The sequence below is a fragment of the Bradyrhizobium agreste genome (assembly GCF_016031625.1).
GTDB lineage: Bacteria > Pseudomonadota > Alphaproteobacteria > Rhizobiales > Xanthobacteraceae > Bradyrhizobium > Bradyrhizobium agreste.
On record NZ_JACCHP010000007.1, the window covers coordinates 408,423 to 425,950 of the forward strand.

At 64.9% G+C, this 17,528-nt stretch carries 16 protein-coding genes and 1 pseudogene; 9 read left to right on the forward strand and 8 right to left on the reverse strand.

Going from position 1 to position 17,528, the window contains the following annotated elements:
- Nucleotides 1-137: 137 nt before the first annotated feature.
- Nucleotides 138-914 carry a DUF2865 domain-containing protein gene (locus tag HZZ13_RS13565; protein ID WP_197960074.1) on the forward strand — a complete coding sequence of 259 codons (777 nt, stop codon included), beginning with the start codon at nt 138-140 and terminating at the stop codon, nt 912-914.
- A gap of 130 nt (nt 915-1,044) precedes the next feature.
- On the opposite strand, the gene HZZ13_RS13570 is transcribed toward HZZ13_RS13565, so the two are convergent.
- From HZZ13_RS13570 to HZZ13_RS13595, 6 genes and pseudogenes are all read right to left on the reverse strand, one after another.
- Complete coding sequence (locus tag HZZ13_RS13570; protein WP_197960075.1) at nt 1,045-1,476, reverse strand: hypothetical protein; 432 nt, start codon at nt 1,474-1,476, stop codon at nt 1,045-1,047.
- A gap of 117 nt (nt 1,477-1,593) precedes the next feature.
- Nucleotides 1,594-2,292 carry a ligase-associated DNA damage response endonuclease PdeM gene (gene pdeM / locus HZZ13_RS13575; RefSeq protein ID WP_197960076.1) on the reverse strand — a complete coding sequence of 233 codons (699 nt, stop codon included), beginning with the start codon at nt 2,290-2,292 and terminating at the stop codon, nt 1,594-1,596.
- A gap of 116 nt (nt 2,293-2,408) precedes the next feature.
- Complete coding sequence (locus HZZ13_RS13580; RefSeq protein WP_197960077.1) at nt 2,409-4,997, reverse strand: ligase-associated DNA damage response DEXH box helicase; 2,589 nt, start codon at nt 4,995-4,997, stop codon at nt 2,409-2,411.
- A gap of 313 nt (nt 4,998-5,310) precedes the next feature.
- A pseudogene (locus HZZ13_RS13585) lies at nt 5,311-5,677 on the reverse strand (nuclear transport factor 2 family protein).
- 155 nt (nt 5,678-5,832) lie between these two features.
- Nucleotides 5,833-6,183, reverse strand: coding sequence for a RidA family protein (locus HZZ13_RS13590; RefSeq protein ID WP_197960078.1), 351 nt, complete (start codon nt 6,181-6,183; stop codon nt 5,833-5,835).
- Nucleotides 6,184-6,508: 325 nt separating this feature from the next.
- Complete coding sequence (locus HZZ13_RS13595) at nt 6,509-6,694, reverse strand: hypothetical protein (RefSeq protein WP_197960079.1); 186 nt, start codon at nt 6,692-6,694, stop codon at nt 6,509-6,511.
- Between HZZ13_RS13595 and HZZ13_RS13600 the strand changes: the two genes are divergently transcribed.
- Together HZZ13_RS13600 and HZZ13_RS13610 are read left to right on the forward strand one after the other, a co-directional pair.
- Nucleotides 6,680-7,687: a PAS domain-containing protein gene (locus HZZ13_RS13600; protein ID WP_197960080.1), complete on the forward strand. Its 1,008-nt coding sequence runs from the start codon at nt 6,680-6,682 to the stop codon at nt 7,685-7,687. The two genes, HZZ13_RS13595 and HZZ13_RS13600, sit on opposite strands and share 15 nt — an antisense overlap.
- Nucleotides 7,688-8,116: 429 nt before the next feature.
- The gene (locus HZZ13_RS13610; RefSeq protein WP_197960082.1) at nt 8,117-10,222 is read left to right on the forward strand and encodes a HAMP domain-containing methyl-accepting chemotaxis protein; all 2,106 of its coding nucleotides are present in this window, start codon (nt 8,117-8,119) and stop codon (nt 10,220-10,222) included.
- Nucleotides 10,223-10,259: 37 nt separating this feature from the next.
- Here the strand turns inward: HZZ13_RS13610 and HZZ13_RS13615 are convergent, their stop codons facing one another.
- A complete protein-coding gene (locus HZZ13_RS13615) occupies nt 10,260-11,918 on the reverse strand; it encodes an FAD-binding dehydrogenase (protein ID WP_197960083.1) in 1,659 nt (552 codons plus the stop codon).
- A 264-nt stretch (nt 11,919-12,182) separates the two neighbouring features.
- On the opposite strand from HZZ13_RS13615, the gene HZZ13_RS13620 reads away from it, so the two are divergent.
- The 6 genes from HZZ13_RS13620 to HZZ13_RS13645 all read left to right on the forward strand — a co-directional run bounded on the left by HZZ13_RS13620 (nt 12,183) and on the right by HZZ13_RS13645 (nt 16,632).
- Nucleotides 12,183-12,704: a Clp protease/crotonase-like domain-containing protein gene (locus tag HZZ13_RS13620; RefSeq protein WP_197960084.1), complete on the forward strand. Its 522-nt coding sequence runs from the start codon at nt 12,183-12,185 to the stop codon at nt 12,702-12,704.
- 109 nt (nt 12,705-12,813) lie between these two features.
- Entirely contained in the window at nt 12,814-13,008 is a 195-nt protein-coding gene (locus HZZ13_RS13625; RefSeq protein ID WP_197960085.1) for a hypothetical protein, read from the forward strand.
- A 24-nt stretch (nt 13,009-13,032) separates the two neighbouring features.
- Entirely contained in the window at nt 13,033-13,623 is a 591-nt protein-coding gene (locus HZZ13_RS13630) for an SCO family protein (protein ID WP_197960086.1), read from the forward strand.
- A 208-nt stretch (nt 13,624-13,831) separates the two neighbouring features.
- Complete coding sequence (locus tag HZZ13_RS13635) at nt 13,832-14,767, forward strand: ABC transporter substrate-binding protein (RefSeq protein ID WP_197960087.1); 936 nt, start codon at nt 13,832-13,834, stop codon at nt 14,765-14,767.
- A 180-nt stretch (nt 14,768-14,947) separates the two neighbouring features.
- Nucleotides 14,948-15,865: a sulfite exporter TauE/SafE family protein gene (locus HZZ13_RS13640; RefSeq protein WP_197960088.1), complete on the forward strand. Its 918-nt coding sequence runs from the start codon at nt 14,948-14,950 to the stop codon at nt 15,863-15,865.
- Nucleotides 15,862-16,632 carry a TIGR02186 family protein gene (locus tag HZZ13_RS13645; RefSeq protein WP_197960089.1) on the forward strand — a complete coding sequence of 257 codons (771 nt, stop codon included), beginning with the start codon at nt 15,862-15,864 and terminating at the stop codon, nt 16,630-16,632. The genes HZZ13_RS13640 and HZZ13_RS13645 overlap by 4 nt, the downstream gene beginning before the upstream one ends.
- A 114-nt stretch (nt 16,633-16,746) precedes the next feature.
- On the opposite strand, the gene HZZ13_RS13650 is transcribed toward HZZ13_RS13645, so the two are convergent.
- Nucleotides 16,747-17,520, reverse strand: a complete 774-nt coding sequence (locus HZZ13_RS13650; protein ID WP_197960090.1) for an MBL fold metallo-hydrolase — start codon at nt 17,518-17,520, stop codon at nt 16,747-16,749.
- Nucleotides 17,521-17,528 lie beyond the last annotated feature (8 nt).

The following is a 17,528-nucleotide window of genomic DNA, read 5'->3' on the forward strand; positions in this document are numbered from 1 at the left end:
GCTCAACTGCTCATTTACCATCCCGCTTTATGGTGAATCGTGTGCTGAGATCTCTCGGTCCCAGCCGGTTCAGTAGCGTTGGGTGGAGTAGGCGTTTGTGTACAATCTCGTCCCATGCGCGCCGGCGGCGTCGCGCGATGCTTGTGACCGCCATGCTCGCAGCGCCGCTGCTCGCAGCTCCGGCCCCGGTTTCGGCCGAAGGCCTGTTCGATTTCCTCTTCGGCGGAATGCAGCAGCAGCGGCCGCAGCGCGAGGTGCCGCAGGCGAGCTCTTACGTCGATCCCTTCAGCAGCCAGCAGAATGGCGCCACGCCGCAATATGTGCCGCCAACCCGCTCGGCTGCGGCCGGCGGCTCGGGCCCGGCCTTCTGCGTGCGCAGTTGCGACGGGAAATACTTTCCGCTGATGCGCGGCCTCGCCTCACCCGCGCAGATGTGTCAGGCGTTCTGCCCTGCCAGCGCGACCAAGGTCTATTTCGGCTCGTCGATCGACGGCGCCTATTCACAGACCGGCGAGCGCTACGCCGACAGCGAGAACGCGTTCGCCTACCGCAAGGCGCTGCGCGCCGATTGCACCTGCAACGGCCGTGAGCCGGTCGGTCTTGCCCCGGTCGACCTTGCGCTGGATTCCTCGCTGAAGGCCGGCGACGTGATCGCCACCACGGACGGCCTCGTCGCCTATACCGGCGTCCGCGTCGGCAACGACCAGGCTGCGGATTTCACCCCGGTGGCCTCCTATCCCGGTCTCACCGCGCAGGTTCGCGCGCGGCTCGGCGAGATGAAGGTGGCACCGGTGCGGGCTGAGACGGTGTCGACAGATACGCCGGCATCAAACGAGATCGTGCGCGAGCCGCTGCCGGATGTGTCGGTGCCGAAGACGGCCGCGAAGCCGGCGAAGCGCGCGGGGTTGGATTAGGCGAATGAGTCGTCATTCCGGGGCGATGCGTCAGCATCGAACCCGGAATCTCGAGATTCTCAGGTGCGCAATTGCGCACCATAGTTCATCGCTGCGCGATGCCCCGGAATGACGGCTCGCTAGCAAGCCGTCACCTCCCGATGATCACCCCGATCACGTTGGGCGCGGCCAGATATTTCTCCTCGATCGCCGCACGCGCGGCGGCGCGGTTCTCCGGCGTCAGGAGACCGCGCTTCTCGGCCAGGATCATCCAGCAGAAGCCCCACCAATCCGTCAGCATGCCCTGATCGCCGACGAGGTCATAGCCCTGCTCGGCCGCGAAGATGCGCGCATGCGCTTCGTCCAGCGTGTCGAGAAACAGATGATCCTCGGGCGAGAACAGATCGTCGCTGACGTCGTCGATGGTGTAGCCCCAGATCGACTGGCACACCGCATTGAACTCGCGGTCGAACTGGTCGTCATCGACGGCATGGCGCAGAGCTGTCTGATGCAGCCGTGACAGCGAGCGCGCGAAATCGGCAATCCGGGTGAGGGCAAACTGGTCGAAGGCAATGGTGGACATGTAGTCCTCGCAAAGTCGGACAGACGCTAGATATTGTATCGGCTAGGCGCCGAATCACAATGATATATCAAAGACTTGCTAAAGTGTTCTTAATTTGTTCCGACGCGCCGCTGAATCTCAGGAACAGCGTGACGCCGCAATGGCGTGGACGCGGCGGTCGCCGAGCAGATGGGCCACAAAGCCATTCGCCGGAAAGATCCTGGCGAAGGCTGCATCGCGGATGCTGAGGCCGCCGGCATAGGCGCCGAACGCGGGCATCACCGCCCGCATCCCGTCGCTGGCAAAGCAGCGGCGCTCCATGAAACGGCCGCGCGCCGAGACGCGCGCCTTCGGATGCAGATGGCCGGCGATCTCGCCGTGGGCGCCGGTCGGCTCGTGGCGGAAGGTGATCGGGCCGATCGCGACTTCGTCCGCGATGGTGCCGCCGAGATCGCGCGGCAGCATGGGATCATGATTGCCCGAGATCCAGATCCAGTCGCGGCCGGTCTGGAGTGCGGCCACCGCGTCGCGGTCCGCGGGGGACAGACGCTCATGCGCGCTGCGGTCGTGAAAACTGTCACCGAGCGCGATGACGGTTCGCGGATCATGGCGGGAGATGACAGCAGCGAGCCGGCCGAGCGTCGCGATGGTGTCGTAAGGCGGCAGCAGTACGCCGCGCGTCGCGAAGCTCGACCCCTTTTCCAGATGCAGGTCGGAGACGACGAGCAGGCGCTGCTCTTCCCAGAACAGCGCGCCGGAGAGATCGGCGTGGAGCGAGATGCCGGCGACATCCAAACTCCGTGTCGAAGAGGTGGATAGCGCAACGATTTCCGTCATAGCCGGGCTTGTCCCGGCCATCCACGTTCTTGCTGCGGCGAGTAAGACGTGGATGCCCGGGTCAAGCCCGGGCATGACGGTGTGGATGTATTAGCGCGCGCCACTGGCAAAATTCTCTACGACATCGCCTCTTTGACGAGTTCGTCGGCGGCTTCCGCCAACAATTCGTCTGCAGCTTCGCCATAAACTGACTCGCGGCCGATTTCCAGCATCACGGGCACCGCGAGCGGGGAGACGTGGTCGAGTTCCCGGTGCGTGATGCGGCCGTGGATGCGCATCAGCATGTCGCCGAGGCGGCGCAGATCGAGCAGGCCGGTGGCGGCATCTGCGCGCGCGGCGCGGAGCAGGACGTGATCGGCCTGGTGCTTGCGCAGCACGTCGTAGACGAGATCGGTCGAGAACAGCACCTGGCGGCGGCTCTTCTCTTCGCCGGTGTGCCGGCGCGCGATCAGGCCGGAGATGATCGCGCAGTTGCGGAAGGTGCGCTTCATCAGGGCGGATTCGGCGAGCCACGCTTCGAGATCATCGCCGAGCATGTCAGGGTCGAACAGCGCGTTGAGGTCGATCCGGCCCTGACGGATCATGAAGGAGAGGTCGCCGAGTCCCCAGATCGCCACCGCATATTCATTGGCGACGAAGCCGAGCGGCCGCGCGCGGACGCGCTCCAGCCGCCGCGTCAGCAGCATGCCGAGGGTCTGATGCGCGAGACGTCCCTCGAAGGGGTAGCAGACGAGATAATGTTTGTTGGCACGTGGAAAGCTCTCGACCAGGAGCTCGCGCACCGCGGGCACGCGGGAGACGTCCTTCTGCAGCAACAGCCAGTCGCGCACCTGCTCCGGCAGGCCGCCCCAGGCGCGCCCGTCGTCGAGCAGCCGGCGCACGCGCTCGGCGAGATAGGTCGACAGCGGAAACTTGCCGCCCATATAGGACGGCACCTTGGGGTCCTTGTCATGCGCGCGCGAGACATAGACCTGATCCTCGACCAGGGTCTCGTAGCGCACCACCTCGCCGGAGAACACAAAGGTGTCGCCGGGGGAGAGGCCCTCGATGAAGGCTTCCTCGATCTCGCCGAGCAGCCGGCCGCCACGCGCGATCACGCCTGTCGATCCGCCTGCTTTTCCTTGCCCGCCGCCGCGCGAGCGCACCAGCCGCACCTTCAGCATGTCGTCCTCGACGATGGTGCCGACATTCATGCGGTAGCTCTGCCGCACTTTGGGATTGGCGACGCGCCAGCGTCCCTCCTTGTCCTGCCTGATGCGGGCGAAGCGCTCATAGGTCTTCAGCGCGTAACCACCGGAAGCGACGAAATCGACGACGTCGTCGAAATCCGGTCGCGACAGGCTTGCGTAGGGCGCGGCGGTGCGGACCTCGGCATAGAGCTCGTCGCTGAAAAACGGCTCGCCGCACGCGCAGCCGAGCACATGCTGGGCCAACACGTCGAGGGCGCCCGTGCGCAAGGGCGGCGTGTCCTGCGCATTCTCGGCGATGGCGTCGATGGCGACGCGGCACTCCAGCACTTCGAAACGGTTGGCCGGCACCAGCACCGCGCGCGAAGCTTCATCGAGGCGATGGTTGGCGCGCCCGATCCGCTGCATCAGGCGCGAAGAGCCTTTTGGCGCGCCGATATTGACGACGAGGTCGACGTCGCCCCAATCGACGCCGAGGTCGAGCGAGGAGGTGCAGACCACGCCGCGCAGCCGGCCCGCCGACATGGCGTCCTCGACCTTGCGGCGTTGCGCGACGTCGAGCGAGCCGTGATGCAGCGCGATGGCAAGGCCGTCGTCGTTCATGCTCCAGAGATTCTGGAACAGCATCTCGGCCTGGCTGCGGGTGTTGACGAAGACCAGCGTGGTCTTGTTGGCCTTGATCAGCTCGTAGATCTCGGAGAGCGCGTGACGCGCGCTGTGGCCGGCCCAGGGTAGGCGCTCGCGCGTGTCGAGCATCTCGACCACGGGCGGCGCCGCACCGCCGGCGAGGACGATGTCGGCTGCGCGCTCCCTGCCGTCGGGCTGCGGCACCAGGAAGCGCGCGAGCTGCTCCGGCTCGGCCACCGTCGCCGATAGGCCGATCGCGCGCATCTGCGGCGCGAGGCGCCAGAGCCGCGCCAGCCCGAGCGAGAGCAGATCGCCGCGCTTGGACGTGACCAGCGCATGCAGCTCGTCGAGCACGATGCGCTTCAGGGCAGAAAACAGAAACGGCGCGTCGTCGGAGGAGAGCAGCAGCGCGAGCTGCTCGGGCGTCGTCAGCAACACATCAGGCGGATAGCGCCGCTGCCGCTGACGGCGCGAGACCGGCGTATCGCCGGTGCGGGTCTCGACCTTGATGGGCAAGCCCATCTCCGCGATGGGACGCTCGAGGTTGCGCGCGATGTCGACGGCGAGTGCCTTGAGTGGCGAGATGTAGAGCGTGTGCAGACCGCCGCTGCGCTCCACGCTGCGGCCGGTGGAGATGAGGCTCTTCTTCGCGCCGGCGTCGCGTGTCAGCGGCTGCGTCGACAGCTCCACCAGCGTCGGCAGAAATCCCGCCAGCGTCTTGCCGGCACCGGTTGGCGCAATCAGCAGGGCCGAGCGGTCCTCGCGCGCCTTCTGCAGCAGTGCCAATTGATGCGCGCGCGGCGACCAGCCGCGAGCTGCGAACCAGGCCTGGAAGCGATCCGGCAGCAGCGCGGCCGGCTCGGCCGATGTTTGGAGGATACGGGGCGGCACGGCATGACAGGTAAGCCGTGCGGACGGGTTCGTCGAGAGGGGCTATGTAGGGGGTATCGCGTATGGCCCTTAGCGCGAGCTGAGCGCGCGCCTCGTCCTTCGAGACGACCGCTTCGCGGTCCCCTCAGCATGAGGCTAAGCAGCATCGGAGCCTGTCGAAACTGGCTCAACGCCCTCGATCCTCATCCTGAGGGCCCGCCAACGGCGGGCGTCTCGAAGGATGGCCACAGGCGAGATCGCTCCATATGCGCATGCTAACCTCGCCGTCGTCATGGCCGGGCTTGTCCCGCCTGCGCGACGAGGTCCAGATCTCTCACGCCCCCGCCGGCACCTGATCGAGAAATCCGGTCACGCTCCTGATCCGGCCGTCCTTCAGCACGGCGAAATCCGTGCCCTTGATCGGGCCTGTCGGCGCCATCGGGACCAAGTCCCCACGAGAAGCGGACGTGATCGCCATAGCCATTGGGCTCGCCGATCAGGTGGAATTTGAAATCGGGAAAGCGCTGCTGCACGCCTGCGATCAGCGCCTCGATGCCGTCCTGCCCGTCGCCCTTCATCACGGGATCGACGTAGCTCGCGTCCGTCGTCCAGCTTTCGCTCAGCAGCTCGCGGCGGCGGCCGGCGGTGCGCTCGTTCCAGAGCTCGATGTAGCGGCGGGCGATGGTGACGGGGTCGGTCATGGTTCTCTCCTTCGATGGTGCCGTGGTGTTCGGCTGACCGTGACTATCGAAGGTCCGCGCGCGCCAATCGATTACCTCGGAGGTCATCGGCGTGCGCAAAAACAAAGCGCGATGATGGCCTCATCGCGCTTTGTCGCAGCTGTCTTGCTGGAAGGTTACTTCGCCGCCGTCACCATGATCTCGACGGTGTATTGCGGGGCAGCCAGCTTGGCTTCGACGGTGGCGCGCGCCGGCGTATTGCCGGGCGAGACCCAGGCGTCCCACACCGCGTTCATCTCGCCGAAGGTCTTTATGTCGGTGAGGTAGATCGTGGCCGAGAGCAGCTTCGACTTGTCGGTACCGGCCTTGGCGAGGTGGCCGTCGATCGTCTTCAGGATGTCCTGGGTCTGCTTGGTCACGCTTTCGCCGGCCGCGTTGTTGGCGACGACACCGGCGAGATAGACGGTGTTGCCGTGCACGACGGCCTGACTCATGCGCGGGCCGGTTTCAAAACGCTGAATGCTCATCTGGGATCTCCTGACTGGAATGGCGGCCCTGTCTAACCCAGCGATTTGCGGCGTGCCACCCTTGGCACGCATGCGTTGCCTGGCACGCATGCGCCGTTCACGGAAACTGACTGAAAAACGTCCAGATCGTTTCGGCGCCGTCGATCCGCGCCCGCCCTCGTAAGGGACCAGCGGATCGGGGGTCTCGGTCATGAGCAACATCCGGAGCGGCCGCGACGGATGGCAGGGGACAGCGGCTTCATCGTTGAGATCATGGTCAGGTAAAGCAGGAGAAATTGCCAACCTGGCCGTGGGAAGGCCATGACCGGCACCATTGCGGGAGGCGTTAGGCCGCGCGGCCGATCAGGATATTCAGCAGCTTCAAAGGCTTGCAGGCGCGGAAGGTTGCTGACACAATATTCTTCGTCTTCCGCGAGTTGGTTTCCGGCAAAGACCAGAATTGTGTTTCGTAGCAATTAGGAGTTGAAATTGGCCATTGCAATTGGGGGGCGCCGATTTGCTCCAGTTCCAAGATCATCTCGACCCTTGGGAAATACTTCGTTTTTTTGAGGACAAGCTCGGAACCGGTCTCTGGCGCTATGATGCCGAGGGCCGGATGCTCTGGTCTCGCGGCTTTTACAGCCTGCTCGGGTTGGATCCGCACGCCATCACGCCCTCCTACGTGGAAATCGAGAAAAGAATTCATCCGGACGACCGCCGGCCGAAACGCGATGTGCGCGAGTTGATGTTCGACCGGTCCTTGCTCGATGGCGAGTTTCGCATCGTGCGGCCGAATGGAGCGTTGCGCTGGATTCGTGTCCGGTCGGAAGTCTTGTTGGACCGGGCCGGCGCCAAGGAGTCTGTGCTCGGCCTCGCGATCGACATCACCGAACAACGCAGGTTGCTGCAGCCTCTGCAGATCGATGCTGGGCGTTACCTCGCGCTGACCGGGATCGCCGATGGCGTGCTGTGGGTTGGCAGTGAGGATGGCCGGATTACAACCGTTCTGAATGCGGAGGCTAGGCCGGAAGCCCGCCAACTCCTTGGCACGGGCTGGATTGACCTCCTTCCTGAAGAGGAGCGCGAAGGCGCGCTGAAGAACTGGACGGCTTCGGCGACGACCGGGCGACCTTACGATGTCGAGCACCGGCTGCGTCAGCCCGACGGATCCTATCGGTGGTATCGCTGTAAGGCGCTGCCTGTCACCGAGCCGAACGGGCGCATTCGGGAGTGGCTGGGCATCTCCGTGGATGTTCATCACGAAAAGCTCTTCTCCCGCCATGCGGCGACCTCGATGCTGACAGGCGCGCAATTGCGCGCCGCTCGCGGCATGCTGAACTGGTCCGTGAAGGAGCTTGCCTCGCGAACAGGACTCTCTACTGCTGTGGTCAGGCGGCTCGAGGAGCAGAACGGCCTCCTGCGGATGCCCGAGGCGACCATCCAGCAGCTTCGCGACACGCTTTCGGCCGCAGGCGTCGAGTTCATGTTTCCGGCGGTTGGACAGCCCGGCGTTCGGCCGCGATGATCGGAGAAATATTTGTGGGTCCATTCGAATCTTTCTCATGTCTCGATATGAGCTCAAGCCATGAGGCCGCAGTTTTTTGGGATGATGTGGCACATCGAGATTGTCGAGGAGCAGCAGGAATTCCCGCTCATGCATCCGGCATCGAGATTGGCGCGAGCGAAATCGCAATTTTTGCGCGTTCGCCAGATGTTGCCGGCAAAATCTTCTTAATCCCGCAATAAGCATTCTTTTCCACTATTCCCACACGCAAAAGGCGGGGCGCGGATGACCTTAGGCCGGCGGTAGCATCGCAGTGGCGGAATTGACTGGCTTGGCCGCGAGGTCGGGCGACTCCATCAGCTGCGACGGTGCGCACTGATCCCGTGATGGTCCCTCCGCGGCCGGTCGGCGCGTGATCCGGGAAGACTACATATTCAGGGGATACTTCAAATGTCGATTTTCCAGTTTCGTATTCGCGGCAGATTGATCGCGGGATTTGCGGCAGTCTGTTCCATCATCGCGCTTTCGGTGGGCTACACTGTCCTTGCTGTCGGCGGAGTTGCCGTGACCGTCGATCGCATGGCGAACCTGCGCATGCCGGTCGCGCTCGCGAGCACCGAGCTCGTCGGCAATCTCTATTCCACGCTGGCCACCCTGCGGGGATACCTGCTGACAGGAAATCCGCAGGGCAAGCTCGATCGCGCGGCCATGTGGAAGGAGATGGATGCAACGATCGCCGCGTTCGATGACAAGGCCGGTCAGTTCACCAATCCCGAGAACAAGCGGAAATGGCAGGAAGCCAAGGCGCTGCTCGCCGAGTTTCGCGCTGCGCAGGACCGGGCCGAAGCCATCGCATTCACGCCCGATGCCTATCCGGCGACCAAGCTCCTGGCCACCGAGGCGGGTCCGCGTGCCGAGGCGATGTTCGCGGACATCACCAAGATGATCAACGAGGAGGAAGCGCTGGAGGCCACCGCAGAACGCAAGAAATTGCTCAAGGCGATGGCCGATACGCGCGGCAATTTCGCGGCGGCCGCGGCGCAGCTGCGTATGTACCTACTCTCAGGCGAGATTGCCGAGAAGGAGAAATTTTCGAGGCCGTGGGAGGCGTTCGAGAAGGGCTATGCCGCCGTCCACTCACGCAAGGAGCTGCTGACGAACTCGCAGCAGGCTGCCTTCGACAGGATCACGAAAGCGAAGAGCGAGTTCGCCCCGCTGATCGAGAAGATCTTCGCGCTTCGCGAGTCGCCGGGCTGGAATGCACCGGTCCATCTGCTGGTGACCGAGGCTGCGCCCCGTGCGGCCAAGCTGCTCGACCTGCTCGACGGGCCGAAGGCCGCCGATGGTACGCGCTCGGGCGGGATCAAGACCAACCAGAAGAAGATGCTGATCCACGAAGCCGGCGAAGTGCAGGCGGAGATTGCGTTGCTGAAGCAGGTGCTGTGGGGTCTGCTCGCGGCCGGACTCGCCCTCGGCGTCGTCATCGCACTGTTCACCTCGCGCTCGATCGCAGGTCCAATCCAGGACATGACCTCGGCCATGGGCAAGCTCGCCGCGGCCGACATGTCCGTTGCCATCCCGGGTGTCGGCCGTGCCGACGAGGTCGGGGAGATGGCGGGCGCCGTCCAGGTCTTCAAGGAGAACATGATCGACGCCGACCGCCTGCGCGCCGAACAGGCACAGGCGGAGGCGCGTGCCACAATGCGGCGGAAAGCTGACATGCACAAGCTCGCCGGGCAGTTCGAGGAGACGATCGGTGAGATCGTACGGACGCTCTCATCCTCCTCGACCGAGCTCGAGGCCGCGGCGAGGACCCTGAGCAAGACGGCTGAGACGACCCAGGAATTGTCCGGCATGGTCTCCGCCGCATCCGAGGAAGCCTCGACCAACGTTCAATCGGTCGCCTCCGCCACCGAGGAGATGAGTTCGTCGGTCAACGAGATCAGCCGGCAGGTTCAGGATGCAGCCAGGATCGCCGGCGCAGCCGTCGAGCAGGCGCAGCAGACCAACGATCAGGTCAACAAGCTGTCGCAAGCCGCCGCTCGTATCGGCGACGTGGTCGAGCTGATCAACACGATCGCGGGCCAGACCAACCTGTTGGCCCTGAACGCGACGATCGAGGCGGCGCGTGCCGGCGAAGCCGGTCGCGGCTTCGCCGTGGTCGCCTCCGAGGTCAAGGCGCTCGCCGAGCAGACGGCGAAGGCGACCGGAGAGATCGGCCATCAGATCGCCGGCATCCAGTCCGCCACGCAGGACTCGGTGACTGCGATCAAGGCGATCAGCGGAACGATCGGCCGGATCTCCGAGATCTCATCGACGATCGCCTCCGCCGTCGAAGAGCAGGGCGCGGCGACGCAGGAGATTGCCCGCAACATCCAGCAGGCGGCGCAAGGCACGGACCAGGTCGCGGTCAACATCACCGAGGTGAAGCGCGGTGCCTCGGAAACCGGCTCGGCTTCCACGCAGGTGCTTGCCTCGGCCCAGATGCTCTCCACCGACAGTGCAAGGCTGAAGGCGGAGGTCGACAATTTCCTGACCACCGTCCGCGCCGCCTGAGGACTTTCGCAGTCCCCTCGCTTACCGGCAGAGGCGGTTACCCCACCGCCTTCGCCGCGGCGCGGCCCGCATTGCGGCCCGAGAACAGGCAGCCGCCCAGAAAGGTGCCCTCCAGCGAGCGATAGCCATGCACGCCGCCGCCACCGAAGCCGGCGGCCTCGCCGACGGCGTAGAGGCCCGGGATGATGCTGCCCTCCTCCCCGAACACGCGGGAGTCAAGATCGGTCTCGAAGCCGCCCAGCGTCTTGCGGGTGAGGATGTTGAGCTTGACCGCGATCAGCGGCCCATGCGCGGGGTCGAGGATGCGGTGCGGGGAAGCGGTGCGGATCAACTTGTCGCCGATATAGCGGCGCGCATTGTGGATGTTCATGACCTGCGCATCCTTGACGTAAGGATTGGCGATCTCGCGGTCGCGCGCCTCGATCTGTATCCTGATGTGCTCGAGCTTGAGGAGATCGCTGCCGGCGAGCTTGTTCATGGCCGCAACGAGCTCATCGAGCTTGTCGCGGACAATGAAGTCGACACCATGGCTCTTGAACGCCTCCACCGGCGCCGGCGCCCCCTTGTTGGTGGCGCGGCGAAGCGTCATGCGCCAGCTCTTGCCGGTCAGGTCCGGGTTCTGCTCCGAGCCCGACAGCGCAAATTCTTTCTTGATGATGCTCTGGGTCAGGATGAACCAGGAATAATCATAGCCGGTCGACGTGATGTATTTGAGCTGGCCGAGCGTGTCGGAGCCGGGGAACAGCGGTGCCGGCAGCCGCGTGCCCGTGGCATCGAACCACATCGAGGAAGGACCTGGCAGGATGCGGATGCCGTGGCGCGGCCAGATCGGGTTCCAGTTCTGGATGCCCTCGACGTAATGCCACATGCGGTCGCGGTTGATCAGCCGCGCGCCGGTCTTTTCCGTGATGCCGATCATGCGCCCGTCGACATGCTCGGGCACGCCGGAGATCATGAACTTCGGGGGCTCGCCGAGCCGCTTCGGCCAGTTCTGCCGCACCAGCTCGTGGTTGCCGCCGATGCCGCCGGAGGCGACGATCACGGCCTGCGCCTTCAGTGCGAAGTCGCCGACCACGTTGCGCGAGGAGCTCTTGCCGCGCTCTGCATCATCAGGTGCAAGAACGACGCCGCTAACGCCATCCACCGTGCGATTGGTGACGGAGAGTGCATCGACGCGATGGCGGAATCTGAAGATCAATCGGCCGGTCTTCATCGCCTCGCGCGCGCGGCGCTCGAACGGCTCGACGATGCCCGGGCCGGTGCCCCAGGTGACGTGGAAGCGCGGCACCGAATTGCCGTGTCCCATCGCATCATAGCCGCCGCGCTCGGCCCAGCCGACCACGGGAAAGAAGCGATGACCCATCGCGCGCAGCCAGCCGCGCTTCTCGCCGGCCGCGAAGGCCACATAGGCTTCGGCCCATTGCCGCGGCCAGAAGTCCTCGTCGCGGTCGAAGCCGGCGGTGCCGAGCCAGTCCTGCATGGCGAGCTCGTAGGAGTCCTTGATGCCGAGCCGGCGCTGCTCCGGCGAATCGACCAGGAACAATCCGCCGAACGACCAGAACGCCTGGCCGCCGAGCGACTGCTCGCCTTCCTGGTCGACGACCATCACGCGCTTGCCTGCGTCGGCGATCTCGGTGGCGGCAACGAGTCCCGACAGTCCGGCGCCGACGACGATGACGTCCGTTTCTTCAGCCATGCGATTCCCCCTCCATAAGTTCCCCCTGTATTTGCCCGGATTGAAGCCAGCGGTTGCAACTGAGATCAAGGGTATGGCGCGTAAGACCTCGTTAACTTGTTCCACTTTGGGATAGAGACCGGCCGGGTGCAGCGCCGACGCAACACTGGATTTGAATTTGTTTTGGGCCAGCAGGCCTGCCTAGACAAAACCTTGGTTACGACCGACGCTAGCCGTGCATCACCACCTGACACGCAGATTCGAATTCGACTGGGGCGGGGGACAATGAAGTTTCTGACGGGGTTGCTTGCGGCGGTTCTCTTGATCGCGGGCATGGGGGCTTCTCACGCGGTGGTCCGGATCGCGGATGACCGCGGCGGCCGGATTGGAACCTACGTCGACAGATACCAGGACCTCAGGCAATCGGGCGAGACGGTCATCATCGACGGCCTCTGTGCGTCGGCCTGCACCATCGTTCTCGGCGCCATCCCGCACGACCGAATCTGCGTGACCTCGCACGCGACGCTCGGCTTCCACGCCGCTTGGGATTTCGGTGCCAATGGCCGCGCCATTACCAATCCCGAAGCAACCCAGATGCTCTATGCGATGTATCCCTCGCAGGTGAGGCGCTGGATCGGCCAGCGGGGCGGCCTGACCCCGCGGATGCTCTTCCTGAGGGGCAAGCAGCTCCAGGCCATGTACAAGCCCTGCTACCTGGATGCGCAGGCCTCGACGAGCAGGCCGTCGCGCCGGTCGCTCCCGCAACCGGAGCCGCTCGAATCCGCTCGAGGCCAGCTCCTCCACTGACATCCGCAGCCTGACGGCGTCCTTTGGCGCCGGCGCGGCGTCTTGCCCGCAGCCGGCGCAAAGCCTATCTGAAAGCCATGGAACCGGGGCCTTCGTCCCGATCGTTGTCATGGCCCAACCGCTGCACCCAACCCATCAGCTATCGGACAATTCGCCCACTGCCGGGCGGATGCCATCCGTGCTGCTGTGGGCTGGCGCGACAATCGGCGGTCTGGCCGTGACCGGCGCGCTGGCGCTCTGGTTCCACTACGGCAGCCAGGTGTTCTTCGAAATGATCAGGACCGGCTTTGCCGCCTGCTTCTGACCTGCGACAGGAAGTTTTCCGCCCATGAGCTCCGCCACCCGTCCGCTGGTGATCGCGACCGCCTTTGCCGCAAGCCTCGTTGTCGGGCTCCTGATCATGTTCTGGGCCATGGGCGGGGTCGGCAAGGTGGCACAGCCGGCCGCGATCGGCGGTCCGTTTCAGCTGACCGACCAGAACGGCAAGGCCGTCACCGACAAGAGCCTGAAGGGCAAGCCGACCCTGATCTTCTTCGGCTACACCCATTGCCCCGACGTCTGCCCTACCTCGCTGTTCGAGATCTCGGAAGTGCTGCGCGCGCTGGGCAAGGACGCCGACAAGGTCAATGCCATCTTCATCTCGGTCGATCCCGAGCGCGACACGCCGGCAGCGATGAAGGATTACCTGTCGAGCTTCGATCCGCACCTCCAGGGCCTGTCCGGCGACCCCGCCGAGACCGCCAAGGTCATCACCTCCTACCGGGTCTATGCCAAGAAGGTCCCGACCAAGGACGGCGACTACACCATGGACCACACCGCGCTGGTCTACCTGATGGACCGCGACGGCAGGTTCGTCTCGCCGTTCAATCTGAAGCGGACGCCGGAAGAGGCGGCGGTTGATTTGAAGAAGTATTTTTGAGAGCCTCGCCGGGCGCGGCTGCTTCCACATCGTCATGGCCGGGCTTGTCCCGGCCATCCACGTTCTTGGGCGGGCGAAAAAGTTCGTGGATGCCCGGGACAAGCCCGGGCATGACGTCTGAGATACCGAGCCCGCAATCGGCGCTCGCGTTCCCGGGCGGATGGTCTATAAGGCCTTCTGATCTCGACGAAATTCATTCCTTCGGCCGATGGCTCCATCGCAACAGGCGAAATCGCTCAAATCTGTCCGTGGCTTGCTGGCAGGGCTGGCAGCCGGTTTGTGCCTGCTCGGCGGCCTCACCGAGGCGAACGCGCAAGCCCCCGCCAAGCGGCCTCCGGCAGCGCCACAGACCACCCCTCAGGCCGCGCCCCAGGCTGCCCCGCAGGCCGTGCCCGGGTTCTGGGACCCGAGGCGGCGCCCGGAACGGCCGGACCTGTCGCGCCTCACCGTGATCCGCTTCCTGACCGAGACCGATTATCCGCCGTTCAACTTCACCGGGGCCGACGGCAATCCGGCCGGCTTCAACGTCGACCTTGCCCGCGCGCTCTGCGAGGAGATCAAGGTCACCTGCACGGTGCAGATGCGGCGTTTCGAGACGCTGGTCGATGCGCTTACCTCCAACCGGGGCGATGCCATCATCGCCTCAATGGCGGTGAGCCCGCAGCTGCGCGCCCGCGTCGACTTCACCGATCCCTATTACCGCGTGCCGGCGCGCTTCGTCTCGCGCAAGGATGCGGTGATGCCGGAGATCCGCCCCGAATATCTCGAAGGCAAGAAGGTCGGCGTCATCGCCGGCTCCGCGCACGAGGCGTATCTCAAGGCGATGTTCACAGACGCCGAGCTGCACGCCTATCCCGGTGACGATGCGATGCGCGCAGCTCTGCGCAGAGGCGAGGTCGACTTCATCTTCGGCGACGCCATCTCGCTGGCATTCTGGATCAACGGCACGGATTCGGCCGATTGCTGCGCCTTCTCCGGCGGTCCGTTCGTCGAGAGCCGATTCTTCGGCGAGGGCATCGGCATCGCCGTGCGCAAGGGCAACGACGTGCTGCGCCAGGCCTTGAACTGGGCGATGTTCCGCATCTGGGAAAAAGGCCGCTATACCGATCTCTGGCTGCGTTATTTCTCGGTCAGTCCGTTCTGACCTTTCGCTTCCCCCCTGCGGCAGGTGAGAGGGGATGCGCTTCTCACGCCCATTCACCACGCTCGAAATTCCCGGTCCCGCCCGCCGGCGAATTCCGCTATTGAGGGACGCGGCAATCGTTCCGTCCTTTCCCGCGAGCATTCCGCGTTCGTCGACCCGTCTCGCCGGTGCGCAGGTTCAATGCAGCTTTACCTCCCGATCGCCGATCTTCCGGTCAACGTCTTCCTGGTGCTCGCCATGGGCGCGGCGGTCGGCTTCGTCTCCGGCATGTTCGGCATCGGCGGCGGCTTTCTGATGACGCCGCTCCTGATCTTCATCGGCATCACGCCGGCGGTCGCGGTGGCCTCCGTGGCGAGCCACATCGCGGCGTCGTCCTTTTCCGGCGCCCTCTCCTATTGGCGGCGGCGCGCGATCGATCCGGCACTGGCGAGCGTCTTGTTATGCGGCGGCGTGACCGGCACGACGCTCGGTGTCTGGACCTTCACCCAGCTGCGCGCGCTCGGCCAGCTCGACCTGATGATCGCGCTGTCCTACGTGGTGCTGCTCACCACGGTCGGCAGCCTGATGTTCTCGGAAGGATTGCGCGCCTTGATGCGGACCCGGCGCGGGGCGCTGCCGGCGCGCCGCACCCACAACTGGATCCACGGCCTGCCGCTGAAGATGCGGTTCAAGCGCTCGAAGATCTATCTCTCCGTCATCCCCGTGGTGATTGTCGGCACCGTGATCGGTTTCATCGGCGCCATCATGGGTATCGGCGGCGGCTTCATCCTGGTGCCGATCATGATCTATCTCTTGAGGGTGCCGACCTCGACGGTGATCGGGACCTCGATGGTCCTCACCCTCGTCACAATGCTGTTCGCGACCATGCTGCATGCGGTGACCAATCACCTGGTCGATGCCGTGCTGGCACTGATCCTGATGGTCGGCGGCGTCAGCGGCGCGCAGTTCGGCGCCCGTGCCGGCCAGAAGATCCGCGGCGAGCAGCTGCGGCTGCTGCTGGGCTTGCTCATCCTCTCGGTCGGTGTCCGCTTCGCGATCGAGCTGGTGATCCAGCCCGCAGACCTCTTCACCATCCGCGAGCTCGGAGTGAGCGGATGAGGCGCACGCTTCTCGCCATCGTTCTCGTCCTGCTGCTCGGCGGCGTTGCGCGAGCCGAGCGGCTGATCGTGTCGGTCTCGAACCACCGCGTCACGGTGACGCCGAACTATTCCGGCGAGGAGCTGGTGCTGTTCGGCTCGGTGGAGAAGGATACGACGACGCCCGCAGACCGCACGGCCTACGATCTCGTCGTCACCGTGATGGGCCCGCGCGCCGACATGGTGACGCGGCGCAAGGAGCGCACCTTCGGCATCTGGATCAACACCGACTACCGGCAGTTCCTGCAGGTGCCGAGCTATCTCGCGCTGTTCGCCAACCGCCCGTTCGACGCCATCACCTCGCCCGAGATCGCGCGGCGGCAGCAGATCGGACTCAACAACGTGCTGCTGACCCAGCGGGTCAGCGGCGACTTTGCCGACGTGGTGCCGAACGACGCGTTTCGCTCGGCCTTCATTCGCCTGCGCACCCAGCGCGGGCTCTATCGCGAAGACGCAAGCGCGGTCACGTTCCTGACGCCGACGCTGTTCCGCACCGGCATTCCGCTCCCCGCGGAGGTGCCGATCGGCACCTATGAGATCGAGATCAAGCTGTTCGCGAACGGTGCGTTCATCGGCAAGACCGAGACCGCGTTCGAGATCGTCAAGGTCGGCTTCGAGCAGTTCGTCGCGACCACCGCGCGGCAGAACGGCCTGATCTACGGCCTCGCCACCGCGGCAATGGCGCTGATGACGGGGTGGATGGCCTCGATCGTGTTCAGGAAGGACTAGCGGCTGTCATTCCGGGGCGCGCGCAGCGCGAGCCGGAATCCATCTCTCCGCAGAGTTGGTGGCCCGATGGATTCCGGGCTCGACGCTTCGCGTCGCCCCGGAATGACGGCAGGGCTACGTCGCCTCGATCACCGTCCGCACGCCTGGCTCCAGCAGGCGCAGCCGCGGGCCGAAGCCGAGCGCGTCGAAGGTCTTGCGCAAATCCTCGCTGTTCTGGCGGAAATGCGCCCAGCCTTCGGTATGCAGCGGCACGATCATGGCATCGGGAAAGGCGCGCGCGGTCTCGATGGTGTCGTTGGTGTCCATGGTGAGATGGAATGGCCCGCGCGTTTGCGCCGCGCCCGCGAAGGGCAGCACCACGCCGCACTTGAAGCGGCGCGCGACCTCGGCGACGCCGTCAAACCACGTGGTGTCCCCGCTGATATAGACCGGACGCGTATCCTTGCGGCTCGACGACACCACGAAGCCGATGACATCGCCTGACAGCGGCTCGATACCGGCCGGTCCGTGGCGCGCTGGCGTCGCGGTGATCGTGAGGATGTTGCCCTTGCCATCGTCAAGACGGGCACTGGCCCAGGGCGCAAGGCCCTCGACATGTCCGCCAAGGCGCTTTGCGCCCGCCTCGGTCGTCAGCACGCGCTTGACCTTGAAGAGATAGTCGCGGCCGGAATTATCCAGATTGTCGGAGTGCTGGTCGTGGCTGAGCAGCACTGCATCGACCGGGCCGATCGCATCAGGCCTCATGGCAGGCCCGATCGTCTTCTCCAGCTTCACATGCGGGAGTTGATAGGCACCGGGCGCATCGAAGGTCGGATCGGTGAGCAGGCGGAAGCCATCGATCTCGATCAGCGCGGTGGGGCCGCCGATCAGTGTGATGGAAACGGACATGATGTACT